Here is a 26,486-nt window from a genome sequence, read left to right as displayed (position 1 = left end):
CCGAGCTTCGAGACAGATCCAGGAGAACACGATGAGATGGCCCTATTTCCCCCGTTCGAACACCTTGCGCACGGCGCCGCGCCGGCATGTGGCCGCCGCCGCGGCGGCGCTGCTGCTGGGCGTCGGCGCCGCCGGCTGGCTGGTCCAGGCCCACAGCAGCGAGACCCGCGATGCGCGGCGGCCCGCCGCGGCACCCCAGGCGGCGGCGTTGCCGGTGAACCTGGCGGTGCAGGTGGTGAACCCGAGCCGGCGCACGTTGATGCGCGGCATCGCCGCGACCGGCAGCGTCGCCGCGCGCGACGAGCTGATCGTCGGCTCCGACGCGTCCGGCGTGCGCCTGCTCGAGGTGCGCGCCGAGGTCGGCAGCGTCGTGAAGAAAGGCGAGCTGCTGGCGCGCGCGGACGATGCGCAGCTGCTCGCGCAGCTGGCACAGCAGGATGCGCAGATCAAGGCGGCACAGGTCGAGCTGCTCCAGGCGCAGGCCAACCACGAGCGCGCCGAGCGCGTCGAGGAGTCTGGCCTCTACAGCATCGAGGCGTTGCAGACGCGGCGCACGGCGATGCAGGCCGCCGCCGCGAAGCTGGAGCTGGCGAAGGCGCAGCGGCGCGAGCTCGAGGTGAAGCTGGCGCAGACGCGCGTGCTGGCGCCGGCCGACGGCGTGATCGCGAAGCGTGCGGCCACCGTCGGCGCGGTGCTGCAGCCGGGCGCCGAGCTGTTCCGGCTGATCCGCGACCAGCAGCTCGAGTGGCTGGCCGAACTGCCGGGCCATGCGATCGTGCAGGTGAAGCCCGGCGCGACCGTGCAGCTGCAGCTCGATGGCGGGCGCAGCGTGCCGGCCACCGTGCGGCTGGTCGCGCCGACGCTCGATGCCGCCTCGCGCAACGGCCTGGTGCACGTCGCGCTGCCCGCAGGCACGGCGCTGAAGGCCGGCAGCCATGCGCGCGGCGAGATCGTCATCGGCGAGGTGAATGCGCTGACCCTGCCCGAGGGTGTGCTGCTGATGCGCGACGGCCAGCCGCATGTCTTCGAGCTCGACCGCAACGACGTCGCGCGCCTGAAGCGCATCGAGACCGGCGCGCGCCAGCGCGGTCTGGTCGAGGTGCTGGCCGGACTGAAGCCGGACAGCCGCGTGGTCGGCACCGGCGCCGGCTTCGTCAAGGACGGTGAACGGGTGCACGCGGTGCCCTCGGGCGCCGCCCAGGCCCCTGGAGGCTCTTCGACATGATGCAGAACATCTCGGCGCAATCGATCCGCCACCCGATCCCGGCGATCGTCCTGTTCGTCCTGCTGACGCTGGGCGGGCTGCTGGGCTTCCACAAGCTGGGCATCAACCAGTATCCCGACGTCGACATCCCGGTCGTCACCGTCACGGTGGCCGACCCCGGCGCGGCGCCGGCGGAGCTGGAGACGCAGGTCACCCGCATCGTCGAGAACGCGGTGGCCACCGTCGGCGACGTCGCGCACATCATGTCCACGGTCAGCGACGGCTCGTCGTCCACCGCGGTCGAGTTCCACTTCGGCAAGGACGTCGACCGCGCGGTCAGCGACGTGCGCGATGCGGTCACCCGCATCCGCGGCGAGCTGCCGGGCAGCGTCAACGAACCGGTGATCACCCGCACCACGACCTCCGGCGGGCCGATGATGACCTATGTCGTGAAAGGCGCGGCCAACGGTGTTCCGATGGCGCCGGACCAGCTGTCGTGGTTCGTCGACAACGAGCTGTCGAAGAAGCTGCTGACGGTGGCCGGCGTCGGCCAGGTCAAGCGTGTCGGCGGCGTCGACCGCGAGATCGGCATCGTGCTCGATCCGCAGCGGCTCAATGCCTACGGCATCACCGCGGCCGAGGTCAGCCGGCAGCTGAAGGCCACCAGCGTCAACCTGCCGGGCGGCAAGTCGACGGTGGGCGGACGCGAGCAGAGCATCCGCACGCTGGGCGGCGCGCAGTCGGTCGACGCGCTGCGCGGCCTGCAGATCGCCTTGAAGGACGGCCGGACCTTGCGCCTGGCCGACCTGGGCCAGGTGAACGACGGCATCGCCGAAGCGACGCAGGACGCCTTCGTCGACGGCCAGCGCGTGGTCGCCTTCCAGGTGATCCGCGGCATCGGCTCGTCGTCGGTCGACGTCGCGCGCGCGGTGGAGGCCGTGGTGAAGCAGGTCGACGCGGCGCATCCGAACATCGAGCTGAGCCTCTTCAACTCGTCGGTCGAGTTCACGAAGGAAAGCTACCACGCGTCGATCGAGGCGCTGATCCTCGGCGCGCTGCTGGCGGTGATCGTCGTCTTCTGGTTCCTGCGCGACTGGCGCGCGACGCTGATCTCCGCCGTCGCGATGCCGCTGTCGGTGATCCCGACCTTCATCGTGATGTCCTGGCTCGGCTACTCGCTGAACCTGATCACGCTGCTCGGGCTGTCGCTGGTGGTCGGCATCCTGGTCGACGACGCGATCGTGGAGATCGAGAACATCGTGCGTCACATGCGCATGGGCAAGAGCGCGTACCGCGCGGCGATCGACGCCGCCGACGAGATCGGCCTGGCGGTGGTGGCGACCACGCTGGCGATCGTCGCGGTGTTCGTGCCGGTGAGCTTCATGTCCGGCGTGCCGGGGCAGTTCTTCCGCCAGTTCGGCATCTCGGTGGCGGTGGCGGTGGTCTTCTCGCTGCTGGTCGCGCGGCTGCTGACGCCGGTGATGGGCGCCTACTGGCTGAAGTCGCACGACGAGCTGAAAGTCCACGAGGACGGCCCGCTGATGAAGCGCTACCTGCAGCTGGTGCAGTGGGGCCTCGCGCACCGCAAGCTGGCGATGCTGTCGGGCGTGGGGCTGTTCATCGGCTCGATGGCGCTGGCCCCGTTGCTGCCGAGCGGCTTCATCCCGGCGAGCGACCGCTCGCTGTCGTCCATCAGCTTCGAGCTGCCGCCGGGCACGCGCCTGGCCGACACCACGGCCGCCGCCGAGGCCGCGCGCCAGATGATCGCGAAGCATCCGGAAGTGCGCACGGTGCTCGTCACCGTGGGCAACGCCGCGCAGCTCGACGGCCTGGGCACCGCGGGCAGTGCGGAGGCGCGCGCCGGCACGATGACGGTGGCGCTGGTCGCGCCCTCGAAGCGCGACGTGACGCAGCGCCAGTTCGAGAAGCGCATCGAGCGCGAGCTGCGGGCCATCCCCGGCTTGCGCTTCCGATTCGGCGGCGGCGAGGCTGGCGAGATGCTGGAGGTGATCCTCGTCGGCGACAACCCGCGCTCGCTGGAGCAGGCGGCCGAAAGCGTCGAGCGCGAGATGCGCACGGTGCCCGGCGTCGGCAACCCGGCGGCGGCCTCGTCGCTGAAGCGGCCGGAGCTCGTCGTGCGGCCGGACCTCGCACGCGCCGCGGACCTCGGCGTGACGGTCAGCGACATCGCGGCGACGGTGCGCGTGGCGACCATCGGCGACAGCACGACGCAGTTGCCGAAGTTCCACCTCGACGAGCGCAGCCTGCCCATGCGCGCGCAGCTGGTGCTGCCCGCGCGCGACGACCTGGACACGCTGAAGCTGCTGCGCGTGCCGACCCTCGATGGCAGGAGCGTCACGCTCGACACGGTGGCGACGCTGGAGATGGCCTCCGGCTCGGCGCAGATCACCCGCTTCGACCGCCAGCGCAGCGTCAGCATCCGCGCCGACGTCGGTGGCGCGCCGCTGGGCGAGGTCAACGAGGCGATCGGAAAGCTGCCGTCGGTGCGCAACCTGCCGGCCGACGTCAGGCAGGTGGACTACGGCGACTCGGAGCGCATGAACCAGCTCTTCGAGGACTTCGGCGTCGCGATGATCGCCGGCGTGCTGCTGGTGTACTGCGTGCTGGTGCTGCTGTTCCACGACTTCGCGCAGCCGGTGACCATCATGGCGGCGCTGCCGCTGTCGATCGGCGGCGCGCTCGGGCTGATGCTGCTGGCCGGCGAAGCGATGAGCCTGCCGGCGACCATCGGCATCCTGATGCTGATGGGCATCGTGACGAAGAACTCGATCCTGCTGGTGGAGTACGCGCTGGTGGCGCTGAACAACGGCGCGTCGCGCCGCGAGGCGATGCTCGATGCCTGCAGCAAGCGCGCGCAGCCGATCCTGATGACCACCGTCGCGATGGGCGCCGGCATGCTGCCGATCGCGCTGAAGATCGGCGCCGACGCCGACTTCCGCGCACCGATGGCGATCGCCGTGATCGGCGGGTTGATCACGTCGACCGTGCTGTCACTGTTCTACGTGCCGGTGGTCTTCAGCGTCGTCGACGATGCGAAACGGTGGATCAAGGGGCGGTTCGTGCGGAAGGCGGCCCGGCCGGCCCCGCCGCGTGAAGCCGAGCCATCCGCCTGATCCCACCTGCCGATGTGAGCGGCCGCCTGCGGGCTGCCGCTCACGTCCGTTCGACAACGTGCGGCGATGCGCCCGCGGCGCTATGCTCGGCGGCGCGCGGCCAGCGGTCTGGTTGCGTTGCGAGCTCTGGACTGGGTCCCATGAACTGCTTCGTGATCATGCCGTTCGGCCCCGACTTCGACGACGTCTATGCCGCGATCAAGGCATCCGTCGATGGCGTCCGGAGCGATCCGGCGCTTCGCTGCTTTCGCCTCGACGAACACCGGCCGGCGGGGCGCATCACCTCGCGCCTGCTGGACGAGCTGCGCAGCGCGAGCATCTGCATCGCCGATCTGTCGGGCTGCCGCGCCAACGTGATGTGGGAGCTCGGTTTCGTCATGGCGCTGGAGACGCCGACGATCCTGATCACGCAGTCGTCCGCGCAGGATCTGCCTTTCGACGTGCACGACATGCATTGCATTCCCTACGATCGCACGCGGCTGACGGCGACGCTGACCGGCCCCCTGTCGAGGTCGATCGTGGACACCTTGAGCCATCCGGTCGTGCGGGCTTCGGCGGTCGCTGGCAACGGTGCAGCGACGCCGGATGCAGTCGCGCCGCTGGCCCTGCAGATCGAAGAACTGCGCGCGGTGATCAAGGACCTCGTCGCGGCGATGCGGCCGGCATCGTCCGACGCGGCTGCGCCGTTGGAGGAACTTCGCAGCCTGGAAGGGCACTGGGTGAACGTCGAGAACGGCTCCCACGCCTACGCCCGGATCGTCGACGGGCAGCTGGTCGCGCCCTATTGCTACGGCAACAACACGCTGCTGACCGGCCTGTACCACGACTGGCGCCGGGTTGGCGACCACTGGTACGGGCAGTTCCACTGGGTCTCCGGCTCCCATGCCGGCTTCACCTTCCTCAAGCGGCGCGCCGACGGTGCACTGGTGGGCGCGTGGTGGTTCGAGGACGAGGCACCGGATCGCGGCGATGCGCCGCCGGACGCCGGAGGATCGGCATCCACCTGGCTGAAGCAGCCCGACGACGACCCGCCGCGCTGGGCCAGCGATTGCCTGGCCGACATCCGGTCACGGGGCGTCCGGGCCGTCATCGGCCGTTGACGCGCAGCGCCGATTCAGGTCGGTATCGCCTGCGCGTCGTACAGCGCCATCCCGACCGGTTCGGCCGCCAGGCCGGACAAGGCCTTCGCGAAGGCGCGCGACGCCGGCACGCGGAAGTGCTGCTGCAGCGCCGCCATGTCGGCCCACTGCTCGACGAACACCAGCCGGTTCGGCCGCTCGCCGTCGATGTGCACGCCGTGCTGCAGGCAGCCGGGCTCCTGGCGCGAGCGCGCGACATGCTCGTGGCTGAGCGCCAGCGCGGCGTCGAGCTGGTCTTCGCGGACGACGGCGTGGCCGAGGACGATGATCATGGGGCTCCCTGCAGCAGGCGATGGCGAGGTGCAGGGTAGTTCATCGTGATGAGGGCCGGTGTCGCCGACCGGACGGGTCCATTGAAATTGCGATGCGCCGGGCGCAGACTGCGCCGCTGGGGCCGGCCCGCCCGTCGACGAGGGGGAGATGCGTCACGTCGTCTTTCTCAGCTACCCGCGCGACATCCCGATCGTGCGCAAGTTCACCGACGAACTGCACGACGTGCTGTCGTCGCAGCTGATGCTGTTCGACAAGCGCTTCAGCATCGTCTACGACGACCGCATGGAGAGCAAGCGCACCGGCACCGACTGGCGCGAATGGGTCACGCCGCTGCTGGCCGACAGTGCCGTGATGGTCGCGGTCTGCTCGCCGGCCTATTTCAAGAGCCGCGGCTGCCTCGAGGAATTCCATGGCATGAAGCAGCTGGTCGAGCGCCGCCGCAAGCTCACCGGCGAGTCGCCGCCGTACTACATGTTCGCGTTGCAGCTGGTCGACCAGCCGCACCCGCTGCTGGGCGGCGTGCGGGTGTCGCAGGCCTTCGTCGACTACACCTTGCAGCCCGGCCGGCTGGACAGGAAGGCCAAGTACCTGAAGGAGATCGCGCAGATCCGCGATCAGATCCTGCAGTCGTGGAACCACCTCAGCGGCGACGCGCTGAAGGCACAGCTCGAAGCCGATGCCGCCGCGAACCCGTTCAAGCTGCCCGAGGTCGATCTGCCGGCCGCGCCGCCGGTGCCGGCGTATCCGCTCGACGGCATGAGGGGCTGATGCAGCTGCCCGTGACCTCCAACGACGGGCTCGTATTCCGCTTCGAGCTGGAGGACGAGCGCGTGCCCGGCTCGGTGGTGACCTTCTATTCGTACAAGGGCGGCACCGGCCGCACGATGGCGCTGGTCAACATCGCCGGGCTGCTGGCGCCGCGCGTGGCGCGCAAGGGCCGGCGCGTGCTGGCCATCGACATGGACCTGGAGGCGCCCGGCCTGCACCACTACTTCGCGCGCAACACGGCGCTGATGTCCGACGAGCAGCCCGGCATGATCGACTGGCTCGAGCAGCTGCGCGATGCCGCGCTGCAGCGCGTCGAAACCGGCGCCGGCGGCCTGTCGTACGACACCTGCCGCGAGCTGCTGGAGGCCAGCGACTTCGAACGTCATGTCGTCGCGACCGGGGTGAATGGCCTGGACGTGATCAAGGCCGGCCGTTTCGCCGACGGCGACTACGCCACGCGCGTCAACCGCTTCGGCTGGGAGGCGCTGTACCGCAGCGCGCCGCCGCTGTTCGGCGCGATGGCCGAGTGGCTGGGTCGGCGTTATGCCTTCACCTTCATCGATTCGCGCACCGGCGTCACCGATGTCAGCGGCATCTGCACGATGCTGCTGCCCGACACGCTGGCCGTCGTCTTCACGCCCAATGCACAGAGCCTGACCGGCATCGGCAAGCTGGTCGAGCAGGCGGCGGCCTACCGTCGCCAGTCGTCTGCCGACCTGCGGCCGCTGCAGGTCTACCCGCTGGTGTCGCGGGTGGAGGGCCAGCGCGAGGATTTGCGCGGGCTGTGGCGCTTCGGTGGCGAGTCGCCGATGTTCGGTCGTGTCGAAGGCTTCCAGCCGCAGTTCGAAGCGCTGCTGCGCCGCTGCTGCGGTGCCGAGGGCGATCTCTCCGCCTACTTCGGCGCGATCCAGGTGCCGCACAGCCCGGACTATGCGTACGGCGAGCGCACGGTGTTCGACGAGTTCGCGCTGGACGACAGCCTGTCGCTGCGCCAGAACTACGAGGCCTTCCTGCCGTGGATCGCCGCCGGCGTGCCGCCCTGGAAGTCGGCGCATGACGTGCAGAAGCGCCTGCGCTTCCAGCTCGAACTGCAGGCGCTCGCCTCGGTCGGCCCCGGGCGCATCGATCGCGCGGCGGCGACGGCGCTCGGCACGCTGCTCGCGCAGGTGCAGCGCGAGCAGCCGCCGCCGCCCGAAGAACTGGCCGAGGCGCAGGCGTTGATCGCGCTGGGCTGGCTCAACGAGGGCGAGTTCGCGCATGCCAAGGACGCCTTGCAGCGCCTGCTCGAGCTGCCCGAGGACGGCCTGCTGCTCATCGGCGCCCCGGTGCTGCAGGCCCTGGCCGAAGTGCCGCAGCGCTGGCAAGAGGCGGGCGAGACGTTCAAGACGAAGCTGAGCGAGGTCGAGGCGTTCGAGTTGCTGTCCGATGCCGCCAGGGTGCTGGCGCGGGCCGTCGGCGAGGAGGCCCAGGTGCATCGCCAGCTGATCGACGGGCGCCGCGACTGGCTGTCGTCGTCGAAGCCGACGCCGTATGCCGTCACGCCGCCCGACGCCGACCCGCGTTCCTCGCTGGCCGACCCCGCCCGACCCAACCCGGAGATCCCCACGATGCGCGCGTTCATCATCCGCGGCTTCGGCCAGAAGAAGGATTCGTCGGGGGCGGTCGTCGACTTCGACGAGGTCGAGCGGGCGCTGATCCGCCCGGCGATGCAACGCTGCGCGCTCAGCGGCGGCACCACCGGCGAGGTGACCGAGGCCGGCAACATCCGCGCCGACATGTTCGCGCTGATCCTCGAGGCCGACCTCGTCATCTGCGACATCACGGTGCACAACGCGAACGTGTTCTACGAGCTCGGCGTGCGCCATGCGCTGCGCAAGAAGCGCACGCTGCTGATCAAGGGCGCCCCGTCGGCCGACACGACGCCGTTCGACCTCTCGACCGATCGCTACGTCGCGTATGACGTGAAGGATCCGGCGGGCGCGCTCGACCGCTTGTCCGCCGCGATCAACGCCAGCCTGGCGAGCGAGCGCGAGACCGACAGCCCGATCTTCCTGATGATGCCGGGGCTGGCCGAGGCCGATGCCTCGAAGGTCACGGTCGTGCCGCTGACCTTCATCGGCGAGGTGCAGCGCGCCGAGGTCGTGCGCGACCGCGGCTGGCTGCGCCTGCTGGCCACCGACGTGCGGGGCGAACGCTTCCAGTGGGACGGCCTCAAGCTGGTCGGCCGTGCGCAATGGAACGTCAAGGATTACGACGGCGCCCGGGACACCTGGGAGGCCGTGCGCAGGACCTATCCGAACGACCTGCAGGCCAATCTGGCACTGGCCAACGTCTACGAGCGCATCTATCGGCAGACCCGGGCGGCCGATCTGCTCGAGGCGTCGAACCAGGCCATCCGCGCCGTGCTGGATCAGCCCGGCCTCGAACAGAAGGACCAGGCCGAGGCGCTCGCGCTGCAGGGGCGCAACCTGAAGACCTTGTGGCGGCGCGCCTTCGAGGGCTGCGAGAGTGTTGCCGAGCGCCGCGAACGGGCGCTCGACCGCCAGCTGCTGCAATCGTTCGAAGCCTATCGGCGGGCGTTCTTCGTCGACCTGAACGCGTTCTATCCGGGGCTGGCCTGCCTGCAGGCGGGCGTCATCCTGCAGTCGCTGGCGCAGTCCCCGACGGCGTGGCGCAAGCTGGTCGGCACCGACGCGCGCAAGGCCTCGCGCTACGCCGAGGACCTCGAGCACGATCTGGCGATGCTGCGCCAGGTGGTCGGCGCGGCGATCACGCGCGCGAAAGAGCGCGCCCAGGGCGACGAGCTGATGTGGACCGAGATCAGCGGTGCCGACCTCGCGTTCCTCACCGAGCCCGAGGAGCTGCTGGCCAGCGATCCGTCGATCGCCATCGAGACCTACCGATCGGTCATCCCGCCGCACAGCCTGTTCGCCTGGGACGCGGCCCGCGGGCAGTTGCAGCTCTTCGCCGATCTCGGCATCCGCGCCGAAGCTGCCCGGGCGGTGATCCAGGCGTTCGATGCGCAGGACACCGCGTCGGGCGCGGCGAAGGCGGCGCCGTCGCGACCGGTGCACTTGGTGGTCTTCACCGGGCACACGCCCGACCTGCCGGGCTCGGCCACCCGGCGCTTCCCGGCCGCTGCCCAGGGCACCGCGCGCATGCTGATCCGCGACGCGCTGATGGCGCTGAAGAACGACGACGAGGAGCTCGTCGTGCTGGCCTCGGCCGCGCCGGGCGCGGACATCCTGGCCCACGAAGCCTGCCGCGAGGCCGGCATCCCCGTGGTGCTGTGCCTGCCGATGCCGGCGCCGGACATCGCGCGCGACGTGTTTGCGCGTTACGACGACTGGCTGGGCCGCTTCTTCGAGATCGTGCGCCAGCACGAGCGCAAGGCCCTGACGCTGGGCGGCGCCGCGGACGCGCCGCGGTGGATGCCCGGCCGCCCCCTCGATGCCTGGGAACGCGGCAACCGCTGGGTGCTGGAACTCGCGCTCGCCTGGGGCGCCAGCCGGTGCACGCTGCTCGCGCTGTGGGACATGGACGAGTCCGATGCCTCGCGGGCCGGCACCGCGCAGATGGTGCGCCTGGCGCGGGCGACCGGCCGCTTCGACATCCGGCCCATCGACTGCCGTCAGCTCACGACCTGACCGCAGGCCGCGGCGCGTCTTGGCCGGGACCGGGACACGGCGCGCGCGCCCAGGCGCCCGCGTCCGGTCACTGCTTGCGCACCAGGCCGATCACGAACAGCAGGAGGGCCGCGCCGACCACCGACGCGATCCAGCCGGCCGGCTGGCCGACGGCGTACCAGCCCATCGACTGGCCGACGAAGCCGGCGATCAGCGAGCCGGCGATGCCGAGCAGGCAGGTCAGGATCCATCCCATCTTCTGTTCACCCGGCAGCACGAAGCGCGCGATGGCGCCGACGATGAGCCCGACGACGATGGTGCTGATGATGCCCATGCGGTGTTCCTCGTATTGATGTGCCCAGATGGCCGCGCGATCCTAACCGGCTGGCAGGAGCTGGCACGCCACTGGACGGGCGCCGGCGTGCCGCCGTAAGCTTGCCGGCGCGCGCCGCGGCCGTTGCGAAGCGGCGACGGGCTTCCCACCTCCGCACCGGGCGATCGAACATCGCCGTGTGCTTCGCGTGTTATCACGCACCGCGTCCGATCCCCATGACCGACACCCCCGTTCCCACCCTCTACGACTGGCTCGGCGGCATCGATGCGCTGAACCGGCTGACCGAGCGCTTCTACCAGCGCGTGAAGGACGACCCGCTGCTGGCGCCGGTGTTCGCGCACATGAGCGGCGAGCACCCGGCGCATGTCGCGGCCTTCCTCGGCGAAGTGCTCGGCGGGCCTCCGAGCTATTCCGAACAGCACGGCGGACATCTGAGCATGATCCGCCACCACCTGAACAAGCACCTGACGCAGGAACAGCGCCGCCGCTGGATGGCGCTGCTGCTGGACACCGCCGACCAGCTCCAGCTGCCCGACGACCCCGAGTTCCGTTCGGCGCTGGTCGGCTACCTCGAATGGGGCTCGCGGCTGGCGGTGATCAACTCGCAGCCGGGTGCCGACGTGACCGAGGACGCGCCGATGCCGAAGTGGGGCTGGGGCGAGGTCAAGGGGCCCTATGTCGGACAGTGACTCGGACAGTGACTCGGACAGTGACACCGGCGCCTGAGATGGACCCCCTGCAGCACAACCGCCGCGCCTGGAACCGGGCCTCCACCGGTGGCTGCGTCTGGTCGCAGCCGGTCGACGCCGCGACGATCGCCCGCGCACGCGCCGGCAACTGGCAGGTGGTGCTGACGCCGAAGCTGCCCGTGCCGCGCGACTGGTTCGGCGACCTGCGCGGCAAGGACGTGCTGTGCCTCGCGTCGGGCGGCGGGCAGCAGGTGCCGGTGCTCGCCGCGGCCGGCGCGCGGGTCGTCAGCTTCGACCTGTCGGACGAGCAGCTGAAGAAGGACCGCGAGGTCACCGAGCGCGAGGGCCTCGCGGTAACCTGCGTGCAGGGCGACATGACAGACCTCGGCGCCTTGCGAGATTCGTCCTTCGACCTCGTCTTCCATCCGGCGTCGAATGCCTTCGTGCCCGACGTACGGCCGGTCTGGCGCGAATGCCACCGCGTGCTGCGCCCGGGCGGCGAGCTGCTGGCCGGCTTCATGAACCCGCTGGTGTTCCTATTCGACGACGACGACGACGACGACGAGGACGAGGACGAGGACGAGGAGGGCGGTGCGCCGGCTGCCGATGCCAGCCTTGTCGTCAAGTACCGGCTGCCGTATGCCGACGTCGAGCAGCTGAGCGAGGCGCAGCTGCGGGACAAGCTGCAGCGCGAGGACATGCTGGTCTACAGCCACTCGCTGGACGCCCAGATCGGCGGCCAGATCGCCGCAGGCTTCGTGATCACCGGCTTCTACGAGGACCGCTGGTTCGACGACAGCTGGCGCCTGGCGCGCCACACGCCGATTGCGATGGCAACAAGGGCGAGGCGGTCATGAGCCGTGGTCCGGTCGGGTGGCGCGCAGCCGGCGTCACCATGCTGCTGGCCGCCTTCGCCGGCGCCGCTGCGGCGCAGGGCATCGAGCAACTGGCCTGGCTCGCCGGATGCTGGGCGGCCGATAGTGGCGAGCCGGGTTCGGGTGAACAGTGGATGGCACCGGCCGGCGGCACGATGCTCGGCATGTCGCGCACGGTGAAGCGTGGCCGCACCGTCGAGCATGAGTTCGTGCAGATCCGCGCCGGCGCCGATGGCGTGCTGGTCTACATCGCGCAGCCGTCGAACCAGCGCGAGACGAGCTTCACGCTGAAGAGCCAGACCGCGCACGAGGTGGTGTTCGAGAACCCGGCGCACGACTTCCCGCAGCGCGTGATCTATCGACTGCTGCCCGACGGCCGTCTCGCTGCGCGCATCGAAGGCCTGCGCCAGGGCAGCTTGCGCGGCGTCGACTTCCCGATGCGGCGCGCCGCCTGCGAAGCGCCGGTGCGCTGAGCGCGACGCCGATCCGACACACCGATCCCATGGACAAACAAGCCTTCTTCTGGCGCATCATGGCCGGCGAACTGCCGCCGCCGCGTGCGGCCGATACGCTCGGCGCCCGCTTCACGCAGGTCGATGGCGATGCCGGCACCGCCGAGCTGACGTTCGACGGCAAGCCCGGGTTCACGAACCCGGCCGGCCACATCCAGGGCGGCTTTCTCGCCGCAATGCTCGACGACACGATGGGCCCCGCGCTCGCCGCGACGCTGAAGGCCGGCGAATTCGCGCCGACCTTGAACCTCAACCTCTCGTTCCACCGCCCCGCGGTGGTCGGGCCGCTGACGGGCAGAGGACGCGTCGTGCGCCGCGGTCGCGACATCTGCTTCCTCGCCGGCGAGCTCTATCAGAACGGCGAGCTGGTGGCCTCGGCGACCGCGACGGCGATCGTGCGCGCGATGCCGGCGCCGGCGCGGGAAGCCTGAAGCCGACACTTCCGTTGCAGCCCCGGCGTCCGCCGGGCCCCGCCTGACGCCCCGCGCCTACTCCAGCTTCGCGCCGGAGGTCTTCACCATGCGCTGCCACACCGGCCATTCGCGCTTGTAGACCGCGGCGAACTGCTCCGGCGTGCTGGCCCTGACATCGAAGCCCATGGCGACGATGCGGGCCTTCACGTCGGGCTGCTCGCAGGCGGCGCGCAGCTCGTCGGACAGGCGCTGCAGCACCGGCTTCGGCGTGCCGGCGGGCGCGGCGACGGCCAGCCAGCCGGTCAGCCGGTAGGCCTCGTCCTTCAGGCCCTGCTCGACCATCGTCGGCAGGTTGGGCATTGCCGCGATGCGGTTGTCGCCGGTGACGGCCAGCGCCTTCAGCTTGCCGGCCTCGACATGCGCCTTGACCTGCAGCGCGCTGGCGTAGGCGATCTGGATGTTGCCGGCCAGCAGGTCCTGCACCATCGGCGCTTCGCCCTTGTAGGGCACGTGCGACATGTCGGCGTTGGCGACGTCGCTCATGTGCGCGCCGGCCAGGTGCGGATAGGCGCCGATGCCGTACGAGCCGTACGACAGCTTGCCCTTGCTCCTGCCGATGTGCGCCATCAGCTCGTTGGCGTTGTTCGCCGGCACGCTCGGGTGCACGACGAGGATCAGCGGCGCCACCGCGATCTGCGACACCAGCGCGAGGTCGCGCTCGACGTTGTACGGCAGCTTCTCGTACAGGAACTGGTTGGTCAGCAGCGAGTTCGACAGCCCCAGCACGATGGTGTGGCCATCCGGCGGCGCCTTCGCGACCTGGTCGGTGCCGACGATGCCGGCGGCACCGGGCTTGTTCTCGACGATCACTGTCTGGCCCATCTTCGGTCCCATCTTCTCGGCCAGCAACCGCGCCAGGATGTCGGTGGCGCCGCCGGGCGCGAAGGGCACGACGATCTTCACCGGCTTGCTTGGATAACTTTGAGAATGAGCGGCCAAGGGTGTGAGGGCGGCGAGCGCGGCGGCGGCGAGCGACAGCAGGCCGAGGCGGCGTGGGGGCGAGGCGGGCGGGCGAGGGGTCATGCGGGCGTCTCCTGGGGAATCGTTGTCGGGGGCGGCTTCAGGCGCGCACGAGGCGGCTCGGGAAGGGCAGGCGGCCGAGCGCATCGCGCAGCGCGGTTTCCAGCGCGGCGTTCACGCCGGCGCCCAGCGTCACGTCGACGCGCTGGTCGCCGATCGCGGCCACCTGCACGGCGGCGCCGTCGGCAGCGTGCGTGCGCGCGAGGCCGTCGGCCAGCTCGCGCACCACCGCGGCGGCGGCCAGCGCGCGCAGCTCGGGCTTGTAGATCTTGCCGACGTTGGTCTGCGGCATGCGCTCGATCACCAGCACGCGCTTCGGTCGCGCGGGCGCCTCGTCGACGCGCGCGGCGGTGTGCGCGAGCAGCTCGGCCTCGTCCACCGGCGCGGCGCCGGGTACCAGGGTCGCGAAGACCACCGGCAGCTCGCCGGCATACGCATCGGGCGCGCCGACCGCGGCGCACAGCGCCACCGCCGGGTGGCTGCCGAGCGCATCCTCGATCACCTTCGGGTCGATGTTGTGGCCGCTGCGGATGATCAGGTCCTTCGAGCGGCCGGTCAGGTGCAGGCGGCCTTCGCCGTCCAGCCAGCCGAGGTCGCCGGTGGCGAGCCAGCCGTCGGCGGTGAAGGCCTTCGCGTTGTCGGCTTCGTCGATGAAGCCGGAGAAGAGGTTCGGCGCCTTGAACAGCACCATGCCGGTCTCGCCGGCGGGCAGCTCGCGTTCGGTGGCACCGCCCTGCGCATCGAGCGCCGCGATGCGCAGCTGCGCGTAGGGCATGCGCCAGCCGACGCAGCCGGCGGGTGCAGTGACGCCGGGCGGCGTGATCGTCGAGATGCCGGCCATCTCGGTCATGCCCAGGCTCTCGTGCGGATGCAGGCCGGTGAAACGCTCGAAGCGCGCCGACAGCTCCGGCGACAGCGGCGCCGCGCCGGTGCGGCAGTAGCGCAGGGTCGAGATGTCGGCGCCGTCGATCGGCACGTCGGCCAGCGCGGCCAGCACCGTCGGCACCGCCGACAGCACGGTGGCGCGGTGGCGTTCGACGAGGCGCCAGTACTGCTGGAGGACCTCGCGGTTGCGGTACAGCTGCGGCGTCGGGATGACCGTCTGCATGCCGCAGGACAGCGCGGCCAGCGAGCCCGGCAGCACGCCCGCGACGTGGAACAGCGGATAGCCGTTGATGGTGACGTCGTCGGCCCGCGCGCCCTGCATCTGCACGCAGGCCCAGGCGGTGAACACCTGCGCGCCATGGCTGTGGCGCGCGAGCTTGGGCGCGCCGGTGGTGCCGCCGGTGTGGAAGTAGGCGGCGATGTCCCCGGGCGCGATGTCGCGGCCGCTGACGAGGTGGTCGTCGGGTTCGCGGGCCCGCGCGGCGCCGAAGTCCAGCACGCCGTCGGGCAACGCGGTCGGCAGGTCGGCCGGCGGCAGGGGCTGCCCGGGCGGCGCCACGCGCAGCAGCGTGCGCAGCGTCGGCACCTGGCCGCGCAGGCGCAGCGCCTTGGCCCAGTAGCCGGCGTCGCCCTCGGCGCCCCAGGCGAAGAGCACGGTCGCGCGGGCGGCGGTGATCAGCGAAGCCAGCTTGTCGTCGCTGAGCAGCGGGTTCAGCGGCTGCACGATGGCCGCGGCCTCGCCGCCCCACAGCGCGAGGTGGTAGTCCAGGCAGGCGGGCAGCAGCACCGCCACCGCATCGCCCGGCTGCACGCCGAGGCGGTGCAGCAGGTTCGCGGTCTGGTGCACGCCGCGCAGCAGCTCGCGGTACGACCAGCACAGCGGCGGCGTGTCGGCCGACATGTCCGGCAGGAAGGTCAGCGCGGTCCGGTCGCCGAAGGCGTGCGCCGAGTTGCACAGCAGCTCGTAGGTGCTGCGCACCGGCAGCGCCTCGGCCAGCGGCGTGCGCTCGAGCCGGCGCACGTCGTCGAGGCTGCGGATCGGGAACTGCGGCGCGAACGGCGGATGAAACGCGGGCATGCAACGGTCCGGGACGGGCCGTCGATGATGCCACCCGGGCTGGCGCGGCGGTGTTGCCACCGCGACAGCGGTCGGGCTGTTCTCAGGTGCCGCGCGGCGCCAGCAACTGCACCGCCGCCGCGGTGTTCGAGATCGGGATGTGGTACGTGCGATGCAGCTCGTGCACGGCGCCGTCGCCCAGCGTCGCGCGCGCGGCCAGCCAGTTCAGCAACTCGATGCCCTGGGTGCCGACGGCACGCACCAGGTCGTTGATCGACTGCTGCGTGGCCCAGGTCGGGTCATGCACCAGGCTGTCGAGGAAGCGCAGGTCGAAGGCCCGGTTGATGTGGCCCGCGCGTTCCCCCTCGAGCTGGTGCGACAGCCCGCCGCTGCCGACCACCAGCACGCGCGACTCGCCGTCCCAGCGCTGCACCGCGCGGCCGATCGCGCGGCCCAGCTGCCAGCAGCGCGACGCCGACGGCAGCGGGAACAGCACGGTGTTCACGCACACCGGCACCACGCGCACCGGCCAGCGCTCGTCGGGCCACAGCAGCTTCATCGGCAGCGTGAAGGCGTGGTCGACCAGCATCTCCTGGCAGGTGACGAGGTCGAAGGCCTGCGCCACGAGCGACTCGACGAGGTGCCACGACAGGTCCTCGGCACCTTCGAAGGGCGCCACCGGCTTCAGGCCCCAGCCCTCGTCGGCATTGCGGTAGCTCGGCGCGGCGCCGACCGCGAAGGTCGGCATCTTGTCCAGGAAGAAATTCAGGCCGTGGTCGTTGTAGACGGTGACGACGATGTCCGGGCGCGCCTCGGCCAGCCATTCGCGCACCGGCACGAAGGCGTCGAAGAAGGGTTTCCAGTAGGGCTCCTGCTGCAGTCCCTTGGCGATCGCGCCGCCGATGGCCGGCACGTGCGAGCACATGAGGTTGCCGATCACGCGGGCCATGCGCGCGCCCCTATCCCTCGGCCAGATCGCGCTGTGCGACCAGCCGGGCCTGGAACGCGGCCTTGCTGACGCCGGTCTGCTGCGCGCCGATGTCCTGCATGTCCAGCCCGAAGATGCCGGCGAGCTTGGCCAGGTAGTAGGCATTGCCGCCGGCGTTGAGCATCTTCAGCACCTGGCGGCTCTTCACCGCGTCGCGCTGCTCGGGCGTCAGGGCGAAGCGCTCGAGGTAGCCGTCCTCGTCGCGCAGGAAGGCCGCGCGGTTGGCCGCGTCATTGAACGAATAGCACATCCGGTTCAGCGCGTAGCCCTTTCGCGCGAGGCGCGAGTCGAACAGCGGCGTGCCGGGGATGTCGTCGTGGATCTGGCGCGGGTGGTGCATCGGCTCGTGCTCCTGGGGCCTCGATGCGCTGCGGGCGACCGAAGGGGTTGCGGGCAGTCTAGGGAGGCGCCCCCGGCAAGGTCTTGCGCTGGATCAAGCAGGCCCGGATCGTCGTGGACGCCGTGGCATAGTGCGCCGCCCGACCATGGACCTGAAGCTGCTCGAGGATCTTGCCGCGCTGGCGCGCGAGCGCAGCTTCGTGCGCGCCGCCGAGGCGCGCCACGTCACGCATCCGGCCTTCGGCCGCCGCATCCGCGCGCTGGAGGCCTGGGCCGGGGTGCCGCTGGTCGAGCGCGGGCGCGGCGCGGTGAAGCTGACGCCGGCCGGCCAGGCGCTGCTGCAGCAGGGCGAGGCCCTGGTCGACGGGCTGATGCTCACGCGCGATGCGCTGCGCAGCCGCCACGTGCTGGGTGGCGAGGTGCTGCGCATCGCCACCGGCCGCACCTTGGCGCGCACGCTGGTGGCCGACTGGCTGGCCGGCCTGGCGCGACCGCGCCGGCCGCTGCACGGCCAGCGCGTCGAGATGCGCACCGGCACGATGACCGAGATCGTCGGCCTGCTCGAGCGCGGCGAGGTGCACTTCGTCTGCTGCTACGAACACCCGGCGACCTCGGTGCGGCTGTCCAACCAGCGCTTCCGCCACCTGACGCTGGCGCAGGACCGGCTGGTGCCGGTGTCGAAGGCCGATGCCCAGGGCCGCCCGCAACACACGCTGCACGACGGCGCGCTGATCGGCTACGCGGAATCGCTGTCGCTGGGCGCGCTGCTCGCCGAGCACCTGCGCCGCAGCCAGCCCGAGGCGATCGCCCGCACGCGCTTCGTCTGCGACTCCGCCGATGCGGTGCAGGAGCTGGTCGCCAAGGGCCTGGGCCTGGCGTGGCTGCCGTGGTCGATGGTCGCCACCGGCTGCAAGCAGCGCTCGCTGGCGGCGCTGGGCGGCCGCAGCGACGAGGTGCACTTCGACGTGCGGCTGTACCGCGCGCGGGCGCGCCAGTCGCCGCTGGTCGAGGCGGTGTGGGCGGCGACCGATCGGTGACCGGCGGCGCCTGGTAGCGCCGCATCGCGCTGCCGCTGGCCAGGTGCCGAAATGGTTCCTCAGCGTGCCGCTTCGGCACCGTGCGTGCCTCGGCCGCGGCCAACACTGGCGCACCCCGTCACCTCCCGTCACCCCCCGGTCACCCTCTCCAGCGAGACCCCCATGCACCGACGACACCTCTGCGCCCTGGCCCTGGCCGCGCTCGCTGCCGGCGCCGCGCTGCCGGCCGCGGCCCAGGCCGACTATCCGAACCGGCCGATCACGCTGGTGGTGGGCTACCCGCCGGGCGGCAGCGTCGACCTCGTCGCGCGCACCATCGGCCCGGAGTTGTCGCGCCGGCTGGGCCAGCCGGTGGTGGTCGAGAACGTCGGCGGTGCCGGCGGCACGATCGGCGCGCAGAAGGTCGCGCGCGCCGCGGCCGACGGCTATACGCTGCTGGTCGGCTCGAACAACGAGATGGCGATCGGCAAGCTGGTGAACCCGTCGCTGCGCTACGACCCGCAGCGCGACTTCACGCCGATCGGCCTGCTCGCGACGCAGCCGATGGTGCTGGTGGCCGCGCCGCACACCAAGGTGAAGTCGCTCGACGACTTCCTTCGCGTCGTGAAGGCCAGCCCGGGCAGGTACAGCTACGGCAGCTCGGGCATCGGCACCGGGCTGCACCTGGCCGGCGAGATGGTCAAGGAGTCGGGCGGGCTGTTCATGGTGCACATCCCGTACCGTGGCGTCGGGCCGCTGACCAACGACCTGCTCGGCGGCCAGCTGGATTTCGGCGTCTACGTGCTGTCGAGCGGGCTGCCGCACATCCGGGCCGGCAGCGTCGCGGCGGTGGGGGTCACGGAAGCGCGCCGCGCGGCCGCCGCGCCCGAGATCCCGGCGCTCGCCGAACATGCGTCCTTCCGCAAGGTCAACATCGGCATCTGGTTCGGGCTGTTCGCGCCGGCCAGGCTGCCGGCGGCGCTGTCGGCGCGCATCGGCCAGGCCTTCCAGGCCTCGATCGCCTCGCCCGACGTGCGCCGCAAGCTCGAGGAGGCCGGCGCGCGACCGCCGGCCCCCGAGGGCAAACCCGACGAACTGCTGGCGGCCTACCAGAAGATCGAGCTGGAGAAGTACGCGCGTGTCGTCGACTTCGCGAAGATCCGACATGAGTGACGACGTGAATGCGCTGGCGCCGGCCTTCGAGCTGCCGGTGCCCGAGCTCGGGCCCTGGCGTGCAGGCAATACCGGCATCGAGGGCGTGTGGCAGTGGGATTCGGGCCTGCCCGGCCGCGACGTGCTGGTCAGCGCGCTGGTGCACGGCAACGAGCTCTGCGGGGCCTGGGCGCTGTGCGCGGCGCTCGACGCCGGGCTGCGGCCGCGCCGCGGCCGCCTCACGCTGGCCTTCTGCAACCTCGCGGCCTTCGACCGCTTCGATGCGGCGGCGCCCGATGCGTCGCGTTTCGTCGACGAGGACTTCAACCGCGTCTGGGGGCCGGGCTTGCACGACGGATCGGTGCGGTCGGTCGAGCGCGAGCGTGCACGGCAGCTGCGCCCGCTGGTCGAGCGCGCGGACTGGCTGCTGGACCTGCACTCGATGCACGAGCCCGGCGAGCCGCTGCTGCTGACCGGCCTGGCACCGCGCCACCGGGCGCTGGCGCGCGAACTGGGCGCACCGCGCTGCGTGATCGTCGATGCCGGCCATGCCGAGGGCCGGCGCATGCGCGACCACGGTCGCTTCGGCGGCATCGAAGGCGCCGGCGGCGACGACGGCACGCGCTCGCTGCTGCTCGAGTGCGGCTGGCACGGCGCGCTGTCCAGCCGCACGGTCGCGCTCGACATGCTGGCGCGCTTCCTCGCCGCGGCCGGCACGGTCGGCGAGGCCGACCTGCCGGCCGGCTGGCGGCAGGCCCCTCCGCCGGCGCAATGCCTGCTCGACGTGACCGATGCAGTCGTGGCCCGCAGCATGGACGTGCGCTTTGCGCGTCATTGGTCGAACGGCGAAACCGTTCCCCAGGCCGGCACCGTGCTGGGCTGGAACGACGGCCGGCCCTTCGTCACGCCCTACGCCGACTGCACGCTGGTGATGCCCTCGCTGCGCCAGCTGCGGCCGGGTGTCACCGTCATGCGGCTGGCGCGCGCGCTGCCGGCGGGCTGAGCCGCGCAGCTTCGCTCAGGCGTTCGCGCGCTGCAGCAGCTGCGCCACCACCGCGATCGCGATCACCTCGGGCTCCTTGCCCTCGATGCCGGGCACGCCGATCGGGCAGGTCATGCGGCCGAGCACTTCATCCGATATTCCGCGTTCTTCGAAGCGGTGCAGGAAGCGCGCGCGCTTGGTCTTCGAGCCGATCAGCCCGAGGTAGCCGAAGTCCCCGCGCTTCAGGATCGCCTCGGTGATGCGCTGGTCCAGCTCGTGGCTGTGCGTCAGCACGAGGTAGAACGCGCCGGGTGGCGCGACCGCCACTTCCGCCTCGACGGGCTCGACGCACACGCGCTCGATGTGCGCCGCCGTCGGCTCGAGCGGGAATTCGCTCTCGCGCTCGTCGATCCACTGCACCGCGCAGTTCAGGCCTTCGAGCAGCTTGATCATCGCGCGGCCGACGTGGCCGGCGCCGTAGAGCTGCAGCGTGAACAGCGGCCGCTCGTGCGCCCACTCGGCCAGCGATTCGGCGGTGAGCCCCTGCGTGCGCAGCGTCAGCGCGCCGCCGCAGCACTGGCCGAGCGTGGGTCCGAGCGCGATCGCGCGGTCGCGCGGGGACGGGTTGCCCGCGGCGAGCTGCGCGCGGGCATCGGCGATGGCCTGCAGCTCGAGGTGGCCGCCGCCGATGGTGCCGATGACCGCGTCGGCCGCGACCAGCATGCGCGTGCCGGTCTCGCGCGGCACCGAGCCGCGTGCGTCGAGCACCTGCACTTCCATCGCCGGCCGGCGCTCGACGAGCCAGCGGCGCGCGGTCTGCTGCAGGAAGTTCGGCGCCGGCATGGGGTCCTGCCCTCAGGCGACGGCCGCGCGCACCGCGTCGACCGCGTCCAGGATCGCCTCCGGCGTCGCCGGCGCGCGCAGCGGCGGGTTCACGCGGTGTTCGCCGACGGCCGATACAGCATCGCGGATCGCGAGGAACACCGAGAACGGCAGCAGCAGCGGCGGCTCGCCGACCGCCTTGCTGCGGTGGATGGTGTCGGCGGGGTTCTGCGTGTCGTAGAGCGCGACGCGGAAGTCGGCCGGGCAGTCGTTGGCGGTGGGGATCTTGTAGGTCGACGGCGCATGCGTCATCAGCTTGCCGGCGTTCTTCGAACCATCGGCGGGATGCCACCACAGCTCTTCCATCGTCAGCCAGCCCATGCCCTGGATGAACGCGCCTTCGACCTGGCCGATGTCGATCGCCGGGTTCAGCGACTGGCCGACGTCGTGCAGCACGTCGGCACGCGTGAGCTTCCACTCGCCGCTGAGCGTGTCGACCACCACCTCGGAACAGGCCGCGCCGTACGCGAAATAGAAGAACGGGTTGCCCTGCAGCTTCTCGCGGTCCCAGTGCAGCCCGGGCGTCGCGTAGAAGCCGTCGCTCCACAGCTGCACGCGCGCGAAGTAGGCCTGCTGCACCAGCCCGTCGAAAGGCACGCTGAGGCCGTTGACCAGCACGCGGTCGTTGCCGAAGCGCACGTCCTCCGGCCGGCCGCCGTGCTTGCCCGCGGCGAAGGCCGCGAGGCGGTGCTTGATCTGCTGCGCGGCATCCTGCGCGGCCTTGCCGTTCAAGTCCGAGCCGGTCGAGGCCGCGGTGGCCGAGGTGTTGGCGACCTTGTGCGTATCGGTGGCCGTCACGCGAACGCGATCGAGCCGCACGCCGAGCTCGTGCGCGACGACCATCGCCACCTTGGTGTTCAGGCCCTGGCCCATCTCGGTGCCGCCGTGGTTCGCGAGGATGGTGCCGTCGGTGTAGACATGCACCAGCGCGCCGGCCTGGTTGAAGTGCGCGACGTTGAACGAGATGCCGAACTTCACCGGCGTCAGCGCGAGGCCGCGCTTGAGCACCGGGCTGCTCTCGTTGAAGGCCTTGATCTGCTCGCGGCGCGCGCGGTAGTCGCTGGTCTGCTCAAGCCGTGCGACCAGCGCCTCGATGATGTTGTCGCGCACCACCTGGCCATACGGCGTCACGTTGCGTTCGCCGGTGCCGTAGAAGTTCGCGCGGCGCACGTCGAGCGGGTCGCGGCCGAGTGCGCGCGCGACGTCGTCGAGGATCATCTCGATCGCCAGCGCACCCTGCGGGCCGCCGAAGCCGCGGAACGCGGTGTTGCTCTGCGTATTGGTGCGCGCGCAGTAGCCGTGCGCGGCGACGGCCGGCAGCCAGTAGGCGTTGTCGAAATGGCAGAGCGCGCGCGTCATCACCGGCGGCGACAGGTCGGCCGAGAAACCGGCGTTGGCCACCAGGTCGATCTCGACGCCTTCGACGCGACCCTCGGCATCGTGGCCGACGGTCCATGCGAACTCGAAGCCGTGGCGGCGGCCGGTGATCAGCATGTCGTCGTCGCGGTCCGGCCGCAGCTTGACCGGGCGCTTCAGTTTCGCGGCGCCGATCGCGGCGATGCAGGCGAAGAGCGCGCTCTGGCTTTCCTTGCCCCCGAAGCCGCCGCCCATGCGCCGGCACACCACCTGCACGCGGTGCGAGCCGATGTGCAGCGCATGCGCGACCGCGTGCTGCATCTCGCTCGGGTGCTGCGTCGAGCAGTGGATCAGCAGGCCGCCGTCCTCCTGCGGGATCGCGTACGAGACCTGGCCCTCGAGGTAGAACTGCTCCTGGCCGCCGAGCGAGAACGCGCCCTGCGCACGCTGTGCCGAAGCGGCGAGCGCAGCGTTCGCATCGCCGCGCTTCAGGTGCATCGGCGGCACGACGTACTGCTGCTTCGCATGCCCGTCCAGCGCCGTCAGCACCGGCGGCAGCGCTTCATGGCGGATGACCTGCTTCGCCAGCGACGCGGCGCGGCGCGCGGCCAGGCGGTCGGTCGCGATCACCGCGAACACCGGCTGGCCGAGGTAGTGCAGGGTGCCGTCGGCGAGGATCGGGTCGTCGTGCACGATCGGGCCGCAGTCGTTGGTGCCGGGGATGTCGGCCGCGGTGAGCACGGCCACCACGCCCGGCTGCGCGCGCAGCGTGTCGACGTCGATGCCGAGCAGCCTGCCATGCGCGACCGGCGACAGGCCCAGCGCCGCGTGCAAGGTGCCCTGCGTCTCGGCGATGTCGTCGACATACGGCGCGGCGCCGGCGACGTGCAGGTGCGCGGATTCATGCGGGCGGGCGGTGCCGACGACCGCGGCGGTGTCCTGGGGTGCGTTCATACGATGTCGCTCCACACCGAGACGTGCTTGCTGCTCAAGGGCGCCGACGGTCTCGTTTCGAGGAACAGCCGCTGCAGCAGGTTGCGCGCGGCGCGGCGGCGGTAGCCGGCGCTGGCGCGCAGGTCGGACAGCGGCGTGTAGTCGGTGTCCAGCGCGGTCATCGCGCGTCGCAGCGCGGCCTCGGTCCACGGCTGGCCGCGCAGCGCGGCCTCCGCGCCCTTCGCGCGCTTGACGATGGCGGCCATGCCGCCGAAGACCAGGCGCACGTCCTGCACGAGGTCGCCGTCGAGCTTCAACCACAGCCCGGCGGCCAGGCCCGAGATGTCGCTGTCGTAGCGCTTGCTCAGCTTGTAGGCGCGCAGCAGTTCCCCGTCGCGCGGCAGCGGCACCCGCAGCGCCTGCACGAACTCGCCCGGCTGCAGCTGGTTCTTCATGTAGTCGAGGTAGAAGTCCTGCAGCAGCATCGTGCGCTCGGCCTCGCCGCGGCGCAGCACGATGTGCGCGCCCAGCGCGATCAGCACCGGCGCCGAATCGCCGATCGGCGAGCCGTTGGCGATGTTGCCGCCCATCGTGCCGGCGTGGCGGATCGGCGGCGACGCGAAGCGCAGGTGCATCTCGCGCACGGCAGGCCAGCGGCGCTCGAGCGCGGTCCACGCGTCTTCCAGCGACGCGGCGGCGCCGATCTGAAGCTGGCCGTCGACATCGCGGATCGCCTTCAGCTCGGCCACCTCGCCGATGTACAGGATCTCGCCCAGGTCGCGGAACTGCTTGTTGACCCACAGGCCGATGTCGGTGCAGCCGGCGAGCAGGCGGGCCTCGGGCTTCGCGGCGCGCAGCGCGGCGAATTCGGGCAAGGTGCGGGGCGCGAAGAAGCCGGGGCGGGCGAGCGTCGCGTCGGCGCGCAGCGTGCGCAGCGCGGCGGCGATCGGCGCTTCGTCCAGGCGCTGCACCGGCAGCTCGAACATGCGCTGGCCGGCATCGAGGATCGGCCGGTAGCCGGTGCAGCGGCAGAGGTTGCCGGACAGCTCGTCGGCCAGCTGCTGGCGCGTCGGCTGCGTGCCGCAGCCCTGGTGGCGCTCGTAGCAGGCGGTCATCGACATCACGAAGCCCGGCGTGCAGAAGCCGCATTGCGAGCCGTGGCAGTCGACCATCGCCTGCTGCACCGGGTGCAGCTGCTCGCCCTGCTTCAGGTCTTCCACCGTCAGCAGCGCCTTGCCGTCGAGCACCGGCATGAACTGGATGCACGCGTTGACGGTCTGCCAGGCGATGCGATCGTCGCCTTGCAGCTCGCCGACCATCACGGTGCAGGCGCCGCAATCGCCCTCGTTGCAGCCTTCCTTGGTGCCGCTGCAATGCGCGTCTTCGCGCAGCCAGTTCAGCACGGTGCGGGTGGGTTCCACGTCGCCCAGCGAGACGATCTCGCCGCGGTGGAAGAAGCGCACGGGCCGTGCCGCATCGAGGCTCGCGGCGGCCGTCTGGTCGGGAGCGCTCGGGGCGCCGTGTGGTGCTTGGGACATACCCGTAACTTAGCTGCTGATCGCCGGCTGTGTATACGATCGACCTTATAACTCCTATCAAAATGCTCGTATGGCACGCGGCGCTGCGTTCGACAAGATCGAGTTGTCTCTCGTCAGGGTCTTCCACACCGTGATCACCGAACGCAGCGTGTCGCGCGCCGCCTTGAGGCTCGCGACCAGCCAACCGGCCGTGTCGGCCCAACTGAAGCGTTTGCGTTCGCTGACGGGTGACCCCTTGCTGGTGCGCAGCGGCGCCGGCATGGCGCCCACCGCGGTGGCGCTGTCGCTGCTGCCGGCGGCCGCGCAGATCCTGCAGGGCGCGCAGGCCATGTTCGGCGGCCACTCGCCGGCCCAGGGTTTCGCGCCCGAGCAGGCCGAGGTGACCTTCCGCATCGCCGCCAGCGACTACCTCGACCCGCTGTTCCTGCCCGAGCTGGTGTCCCGCGTGAAGATGCAGGCGCCGAACGTGCACCTGGACCTGCTGCCGCTGACGCGCGACTTCGACTACCGCGGCCACCTCGCGCGCGGCGAGGTCGACGTAGTGATCGGCAACTGGCTGCAGCCGCCGGCCGAACTGCACCTGGGGCGGCTGATCAGCGACGAGATCGTCTGCCTCGTCGCGCAGGACCATCCGGCCGTGCGCAGCCCGCGCAGCTGGACTCTGGACCGCTACCTTCAGAGCGAACACATCGCGCCGACGCCGCTGCACGCCGGCGGCCGCGGTGTCGTCGAGGAGCACCTGCAGGCGCAGGGCCTCGAACGCAACATCGCCGTGCGCACGCCCCACTTCGGCCTGGCGCCGGCGATGGTCGCGCGCACCCATCTCGTGCTGACCACCGGCCGCCAGTTCTGTGCGCGCTACCTCGGCTTCCTGCCGGTGCGCATCGTGCGCTGCCCGGTGGACTTCCCGCAGCTCACCTACTACCAGCTGTGGCACGACCTGACGCACGCGTCGCCGGCGATCCGCTGGCTGCGCGAGCAGGTGCGGGATGTCGCGCGCGGGTTGTCGGAAGGGGGGCGCGCGTGATTGCTCTGTTGCGTGCGATCGGCGGCACGACAAAGGCGCAGGCGGCCAGGCCGCATCGCGCGAGTCCGGCGGTCGGCCCTGGGGGGCCGACTCCCCGGCCTGAGTCGGTCCGGGGGTCGCGCCGTCCATTTAGCTCCGCGCTGGCGCGCTGGCGCGCTGCGCACAGCGCCGGCGAGTCAGTTCACGAAGCGTTCGCTGCGCTCACGCCGACCCCCGAACCGCCTCAGGCCGGCGCCTCCCACGCGCGCTGCGGCCTGGCCGCCTGCGCCTTTGCGAAGCACGGT

At 71.3% G+C, this 26,486-nt stretch carries 22 protein-coding genes; 13 read left to right on the top strand and 9 right to left on the bottom strand.

Annotated elements, in window-relative coordinates; all coding sequences use genetic code 11:
• The first annotated feature begins 31 nt into the window (after nucleotides 1-31).
• The 3 genes from P1K89_RS05475 to P1K89_RS05465 all read left to right on the top strand — a co-directional run bounded on the left by P1K89_RS05475 (nucleotide 32) and on the right by P1K89_RS05465 (nucleotide 5,438).
• Nucleotides 32-1,225: an efflux RND transporter periplasmic adaptor subunit gene (locus P1K89_RS05475; protein WP_284615359.1), complete on the top strand. Its 1,194-nt coding sequence runs from the start codon at nucleotides 32-34 to the stop codon at nucleotides 1,223-1,225.
• Nucleotides 1,222-4,338: an efflux RND transporter permease subunit gene (locus tag P1K89_RS05470; protein ID WP_284615358.1), complete on the top strand. Its 3,117-nt coding sequence runs from the start codon at nucleotides 1,222-1,224 to the stop codon at nucleotides 4,336-4,338. Before P1K89_RS05475 ends, P1K89_RS05470 begins: the two co-directional genes overlap by 4 nt.
• A 140-nt stretch (nucleotides 4,339-4,478) precedes the next feature.
• Entirely contained in the window at nucleotides 4,479-5,438 is a 960-nt protein-coding gene (locus P1K89_RS05465) for a hypothetical protein (RefSeq protein ID WP_284615357.1), read from the top strand.
• 14 nt (nucleotides 5,439-5,452) lie between these two features.
• Here the strand turns inward: P1K89_RS05465 and P1K89_RS05460 are convergent, their stop codons facing one another.
• Nucleotides 5,453-5,749: a putative quinol monooxygenase gene (locus P1K89_RS05460; RefSeq protein ID WP_284615356.1), complete on the bottom strand. Its 297-nt coding sequence runs from the start codon at nucleotides 5,747-5,749 to the stop codon at nucleotides 5,453-5,455.
• Nucleotides 5,750-5,897: 148 nt separating this feature from the next.
• Here P1K89_RS05460 and P1K89_RS05455 point away from each other — a divergent pair, with 148 nt between their 5' ends.
• Together P1K89_RS05455 and P1K89_RS05450 are read left to right on the top strand one after the other, a co-directional pair.
• Nucleotides 5,898-6,518 carry a toll/interleukin-1 receptor domain-containing protein gene (locus P1K89_RS05455; RefSeq protein WP_284615355.1) on the top strand — a complete coding sequence of 207 codons (621 nt, stop codon included), beginning with the start codon at nucleotides 5,898-5,900 and terminating at the stop codon, nucleotides 6,516-6,518.
• On the top strand, nucleotides 6,518-10,165 hold the full coding sequence (locus P1K89_RS05450; RefSeq protein ID WP_284615354.1) for a KGGVGR-motif variant AAA ATPase: 3,648 nt from the start codon (nucleotides 6,518-6,520) through the stop codon (nucleotides 10,163-10,165). The genes P1K89_RS05455 and P1K89_RS05450 overlap by 1 nt, the downstream gene beginning before the upstream one ends.
• A gap of 67 nt (nucleotides 10,166-10,232) precedes the next feature.
• Here the strand turns inward: P1K89_RS05450 and P1K89_RS05445 are convergent, their stop codons facing one another.
• Nucleotides 10,233-10,478, bottom strand: coding sequence for a GlsB/YeaQ/YmgE family stress response membrane protein (locus P1K89_RS05445; RefSeq protein ID WP_284615353.1), 246 nt, complete (start codon nucleotides 10,476-10,478; stop codon nucleotides 10,233-10,235).
• 215 nt (nucleotides 10,479-10,693) lie between these two features.
• On the opposite strand from P1K89_RS05445, the gene P1K89_RS05440 reads away from it, so the two are divergent.
• From P1K89_RS05440 to P1K89_RS05425, 4 genes are read left to right on the top strand one after another with little or no spacing between them, the layout of a single operon-like run.
• A complete protein-coding gene (locus P1K89_RS05440; protein ID WP_284615352.1) occupies nucleotides 10,694-11,167 on the top strand; it encodes a group II truncated hemoglobin in 474 nt (157 codons plus the stop codon).
• A 38-nt stretch (nucleotides 11,168-11,205) separates the two neighbouring features.
• A complete protein-coding gene (locus P1K89_RS05435) occupies nucleotides 11,206-12,024 on the top strand; it encodes a class I SAM-dependent methyltransferase (RefSeq protein ID WP_284615351.1) in 819 nt (272 codons plus the stop codon).
• Complete coding sequence (locus P1K89_RS05430; RefSeq protein WP_284615350.1) at nucleotides 12,021-12,515, top strand: DUF6265 family protein; 495 nt, start codon at nucleotides 12,021-12,023, stop codon at nucleotides 12,513-12,515. The genes P1K89_RS05435 and P1K89_RS05430 overlap by 4 nt, the downstream gene beginning before the upstream one ends.
• Before the next feature lie 29 nt (nucleotides 12,516-12,544).
• Nucleotides 12,545-12,985: a PaaI family thioesterase gene (locus P1K89_RS05425; RefSeq protein WP_284615349.1), complete on the top strand. Its 441-nt coding sequence runs from the start codon at nucleotides 12,545-12,547 to the stop codon at nucleotides 12,983-12,985.
• A 57-nt stretch (nucleotides 12,986-13,042) separates the two neighbouring features.
• On the opposite strand, the gene P1K89_RS05420 is transcribed toward P1K89_RS05425, so the two are convergent.
• The 4 genes from P1K89_RS05420 to P1K89_RS05405 form a co-directional block, all read right to left on the bottom strand.
• Complete coding sequence (locus tag P1K89_RS05420; protein WP_284615348.1) at nucleotides 13,043-14,050, bottom strand: Bug family tripartite tricarboxylate transporter substrate binding protein; 1,008 nt, start codon at nucleotides 14,048-14,050, stop codon at nucleotides 13,043-13,045.
• 37 nt (nucleotides 14,051-14,087) lie between these two features.
• Nucleotides 14,088-16,010: an acyl-CoA synthetase gene (locus P1K89_RS05415; protein WP_284615347.1), complete on the bottom strand. Its 1,923-nt coding sequence runs from the start codon at nucleotides 16,008-16,010 to the stop codon at nucleotides 14,088-14,090.
• An 82-nt stretch (nucleotides 16,011-16,092) separates the two neighbouring features.
• A complete protein-coding gene (locus tag P1K89_RS05410) occupies nucleotides 16,093-16,938 on the bottom strand; it encodes a class III extradiol dioxygenase family protein (protein ID WP_284615345.1) in 846 nt (281 codons plus the stop codon).
• A gap of 10 nt (nucleotides 16,939-16,948) precedes the next feature.
• A complete protein-coding gene (locus P1K89_RS05405) occupies nucleotides 16,949-17,317 on the bottom strand; it encodes a protocatechuate 4,5-dioxygenase subunit alpha (RefSeq protein WP_284615344.1) in 369 nt (122 codons plus the stop codon).
• 145 nt (nucleotides 17,318-17,462) lie between these two features.
• Here P1K89_RS05405 and P1K89_RS05400 point away from each other — a divergent pair, with 145 nt between their 5' ends.
• The 3 genes from P1K89_RS05400 (at nucleotide 17,463) to P1K89_RS05390 (ending at nucleotide 20,487) form a co-directional block, all read left to right on the top strand.
• Complete coding sequence (locus P1K89_RS05400) at nucleotides 17,463-18,353, top strand: LysR family transcriptional regulator (protein ID WP_284615343.1); 891 nt, start codon at nucleotides 17,463-17,465, stop codon at nucleotides 18,351-18,353.
• Between the two features lie 162 nt (nucleotides 18,354-18,515).
• A complete protein-coding gene (locus tag P1K89_RS05395; protein ID WP_284615342.1) occupies nucleotides 18,516-19,505 on the top strand; it encodes a Bug family tripartite tricarboxylate transporter substrate binding protein in 990 nt (329 codons plus the stop codon).
• Nucleotides 19,498-20,487 carry a M14 family metallopeptidase gene (locus P1K89_RS05390; RefSeq protein ID WP_284615341.1) on the top strand — a complete coding sequence of 330 codons (990 nt, stop codon included), beginning with the start codon at nucleotides 19,498-19,500 and terminating at the stop codon, nucleotides 20,485-20,487. The genes P1K89_RS05395 and P1K89_RS05390 overlap by 8 nt, the downstream gene beginning before the upstream one ends.
• A gap of 15 nt (nucleotides 20,488-20,502) precedes the next feature.
• On the opposite strand, the gene xdhC is transcribed toward P1K89_RS05390, so the two are convergent.
• Genes xdhC through xdhA form a run of 3 tightly spaced genes read right to left on the bottom strand, consistent with a single transcriptional unit; the run spans nucleotide 20,503 to nucleotide 25,175 of the window.
• Nucleotides 20,503-21,309 (bottom strand): xanthine dehydrogenase accessory protein XdhC, encoded by an 807-nt coding sequence (gene xdhC / locus P1K89_RS05385; protein ID WP_284615340.1) that lies wholly within the window; start codon nucleotides 21,307-21,309, stop codon nucleotides 20,503-20,505.
• A gap of 12 nt (nucleotides 21,310-21,321) precedes the next feature.
• A complete protein-coding gene (gene xdhB / locus P1K89_RS05380) occupies nucleotides 21,322-23,658 on the bottom strand; it encodes a xanthine dehydrogenase molybdopterin binding subunit (RefSeq protein WP_284615339.1) in 2,337 nt (778 codons plus the stop codon).
• The gene (gene xdhA / locus P1K89_RS05375) at nucleotides 23,655-25,175 is read right to left on the bottom strand and encodes a xanthine dehydrogenase small subunit (RefSeq protein WP_284615338.1); all 1,521 of its coding nucleotides are present in this window, start codon (nucleotides 25,173-25,175) and stop codon (nucleotides 23,655-23,657) included. Before xdhA ends, xdhB begins: the two co-directional genes overlap by 4 nt.
• A 70-nt stretch (nucleotides 25,176-25,245) precedes the next feature.
• Here xdhA and P1K89_RS05370 point away from each other — a divergent pair, with 70 nt between their 5' ends.
• Entirely contained in the window at nucleotides 25,246-26,202 is a 957-nt protein-coding gene (locus P1K89_RS05370; RefSeq protein WP_284615337.1) for a LysR family transcriptional regulator, read from the top strand.
• Nucleotides 26,203-26,486 lie beyond the last annotated feature (284 nt).

The sequence above is a fragment of the Aquabacterium humicola genome (assembly GCF_030167915.1).
GTDB lineage: Bacteria > Pseudomonadota > Gammaproteobacteria > Burkholderiales > Burkholderiaceae_C > Pseudaquabacterium > Pseudaquabacterium humicola.
This window is presented reverse-complemented; position numbering and strand designations above follow the sequence as displayed.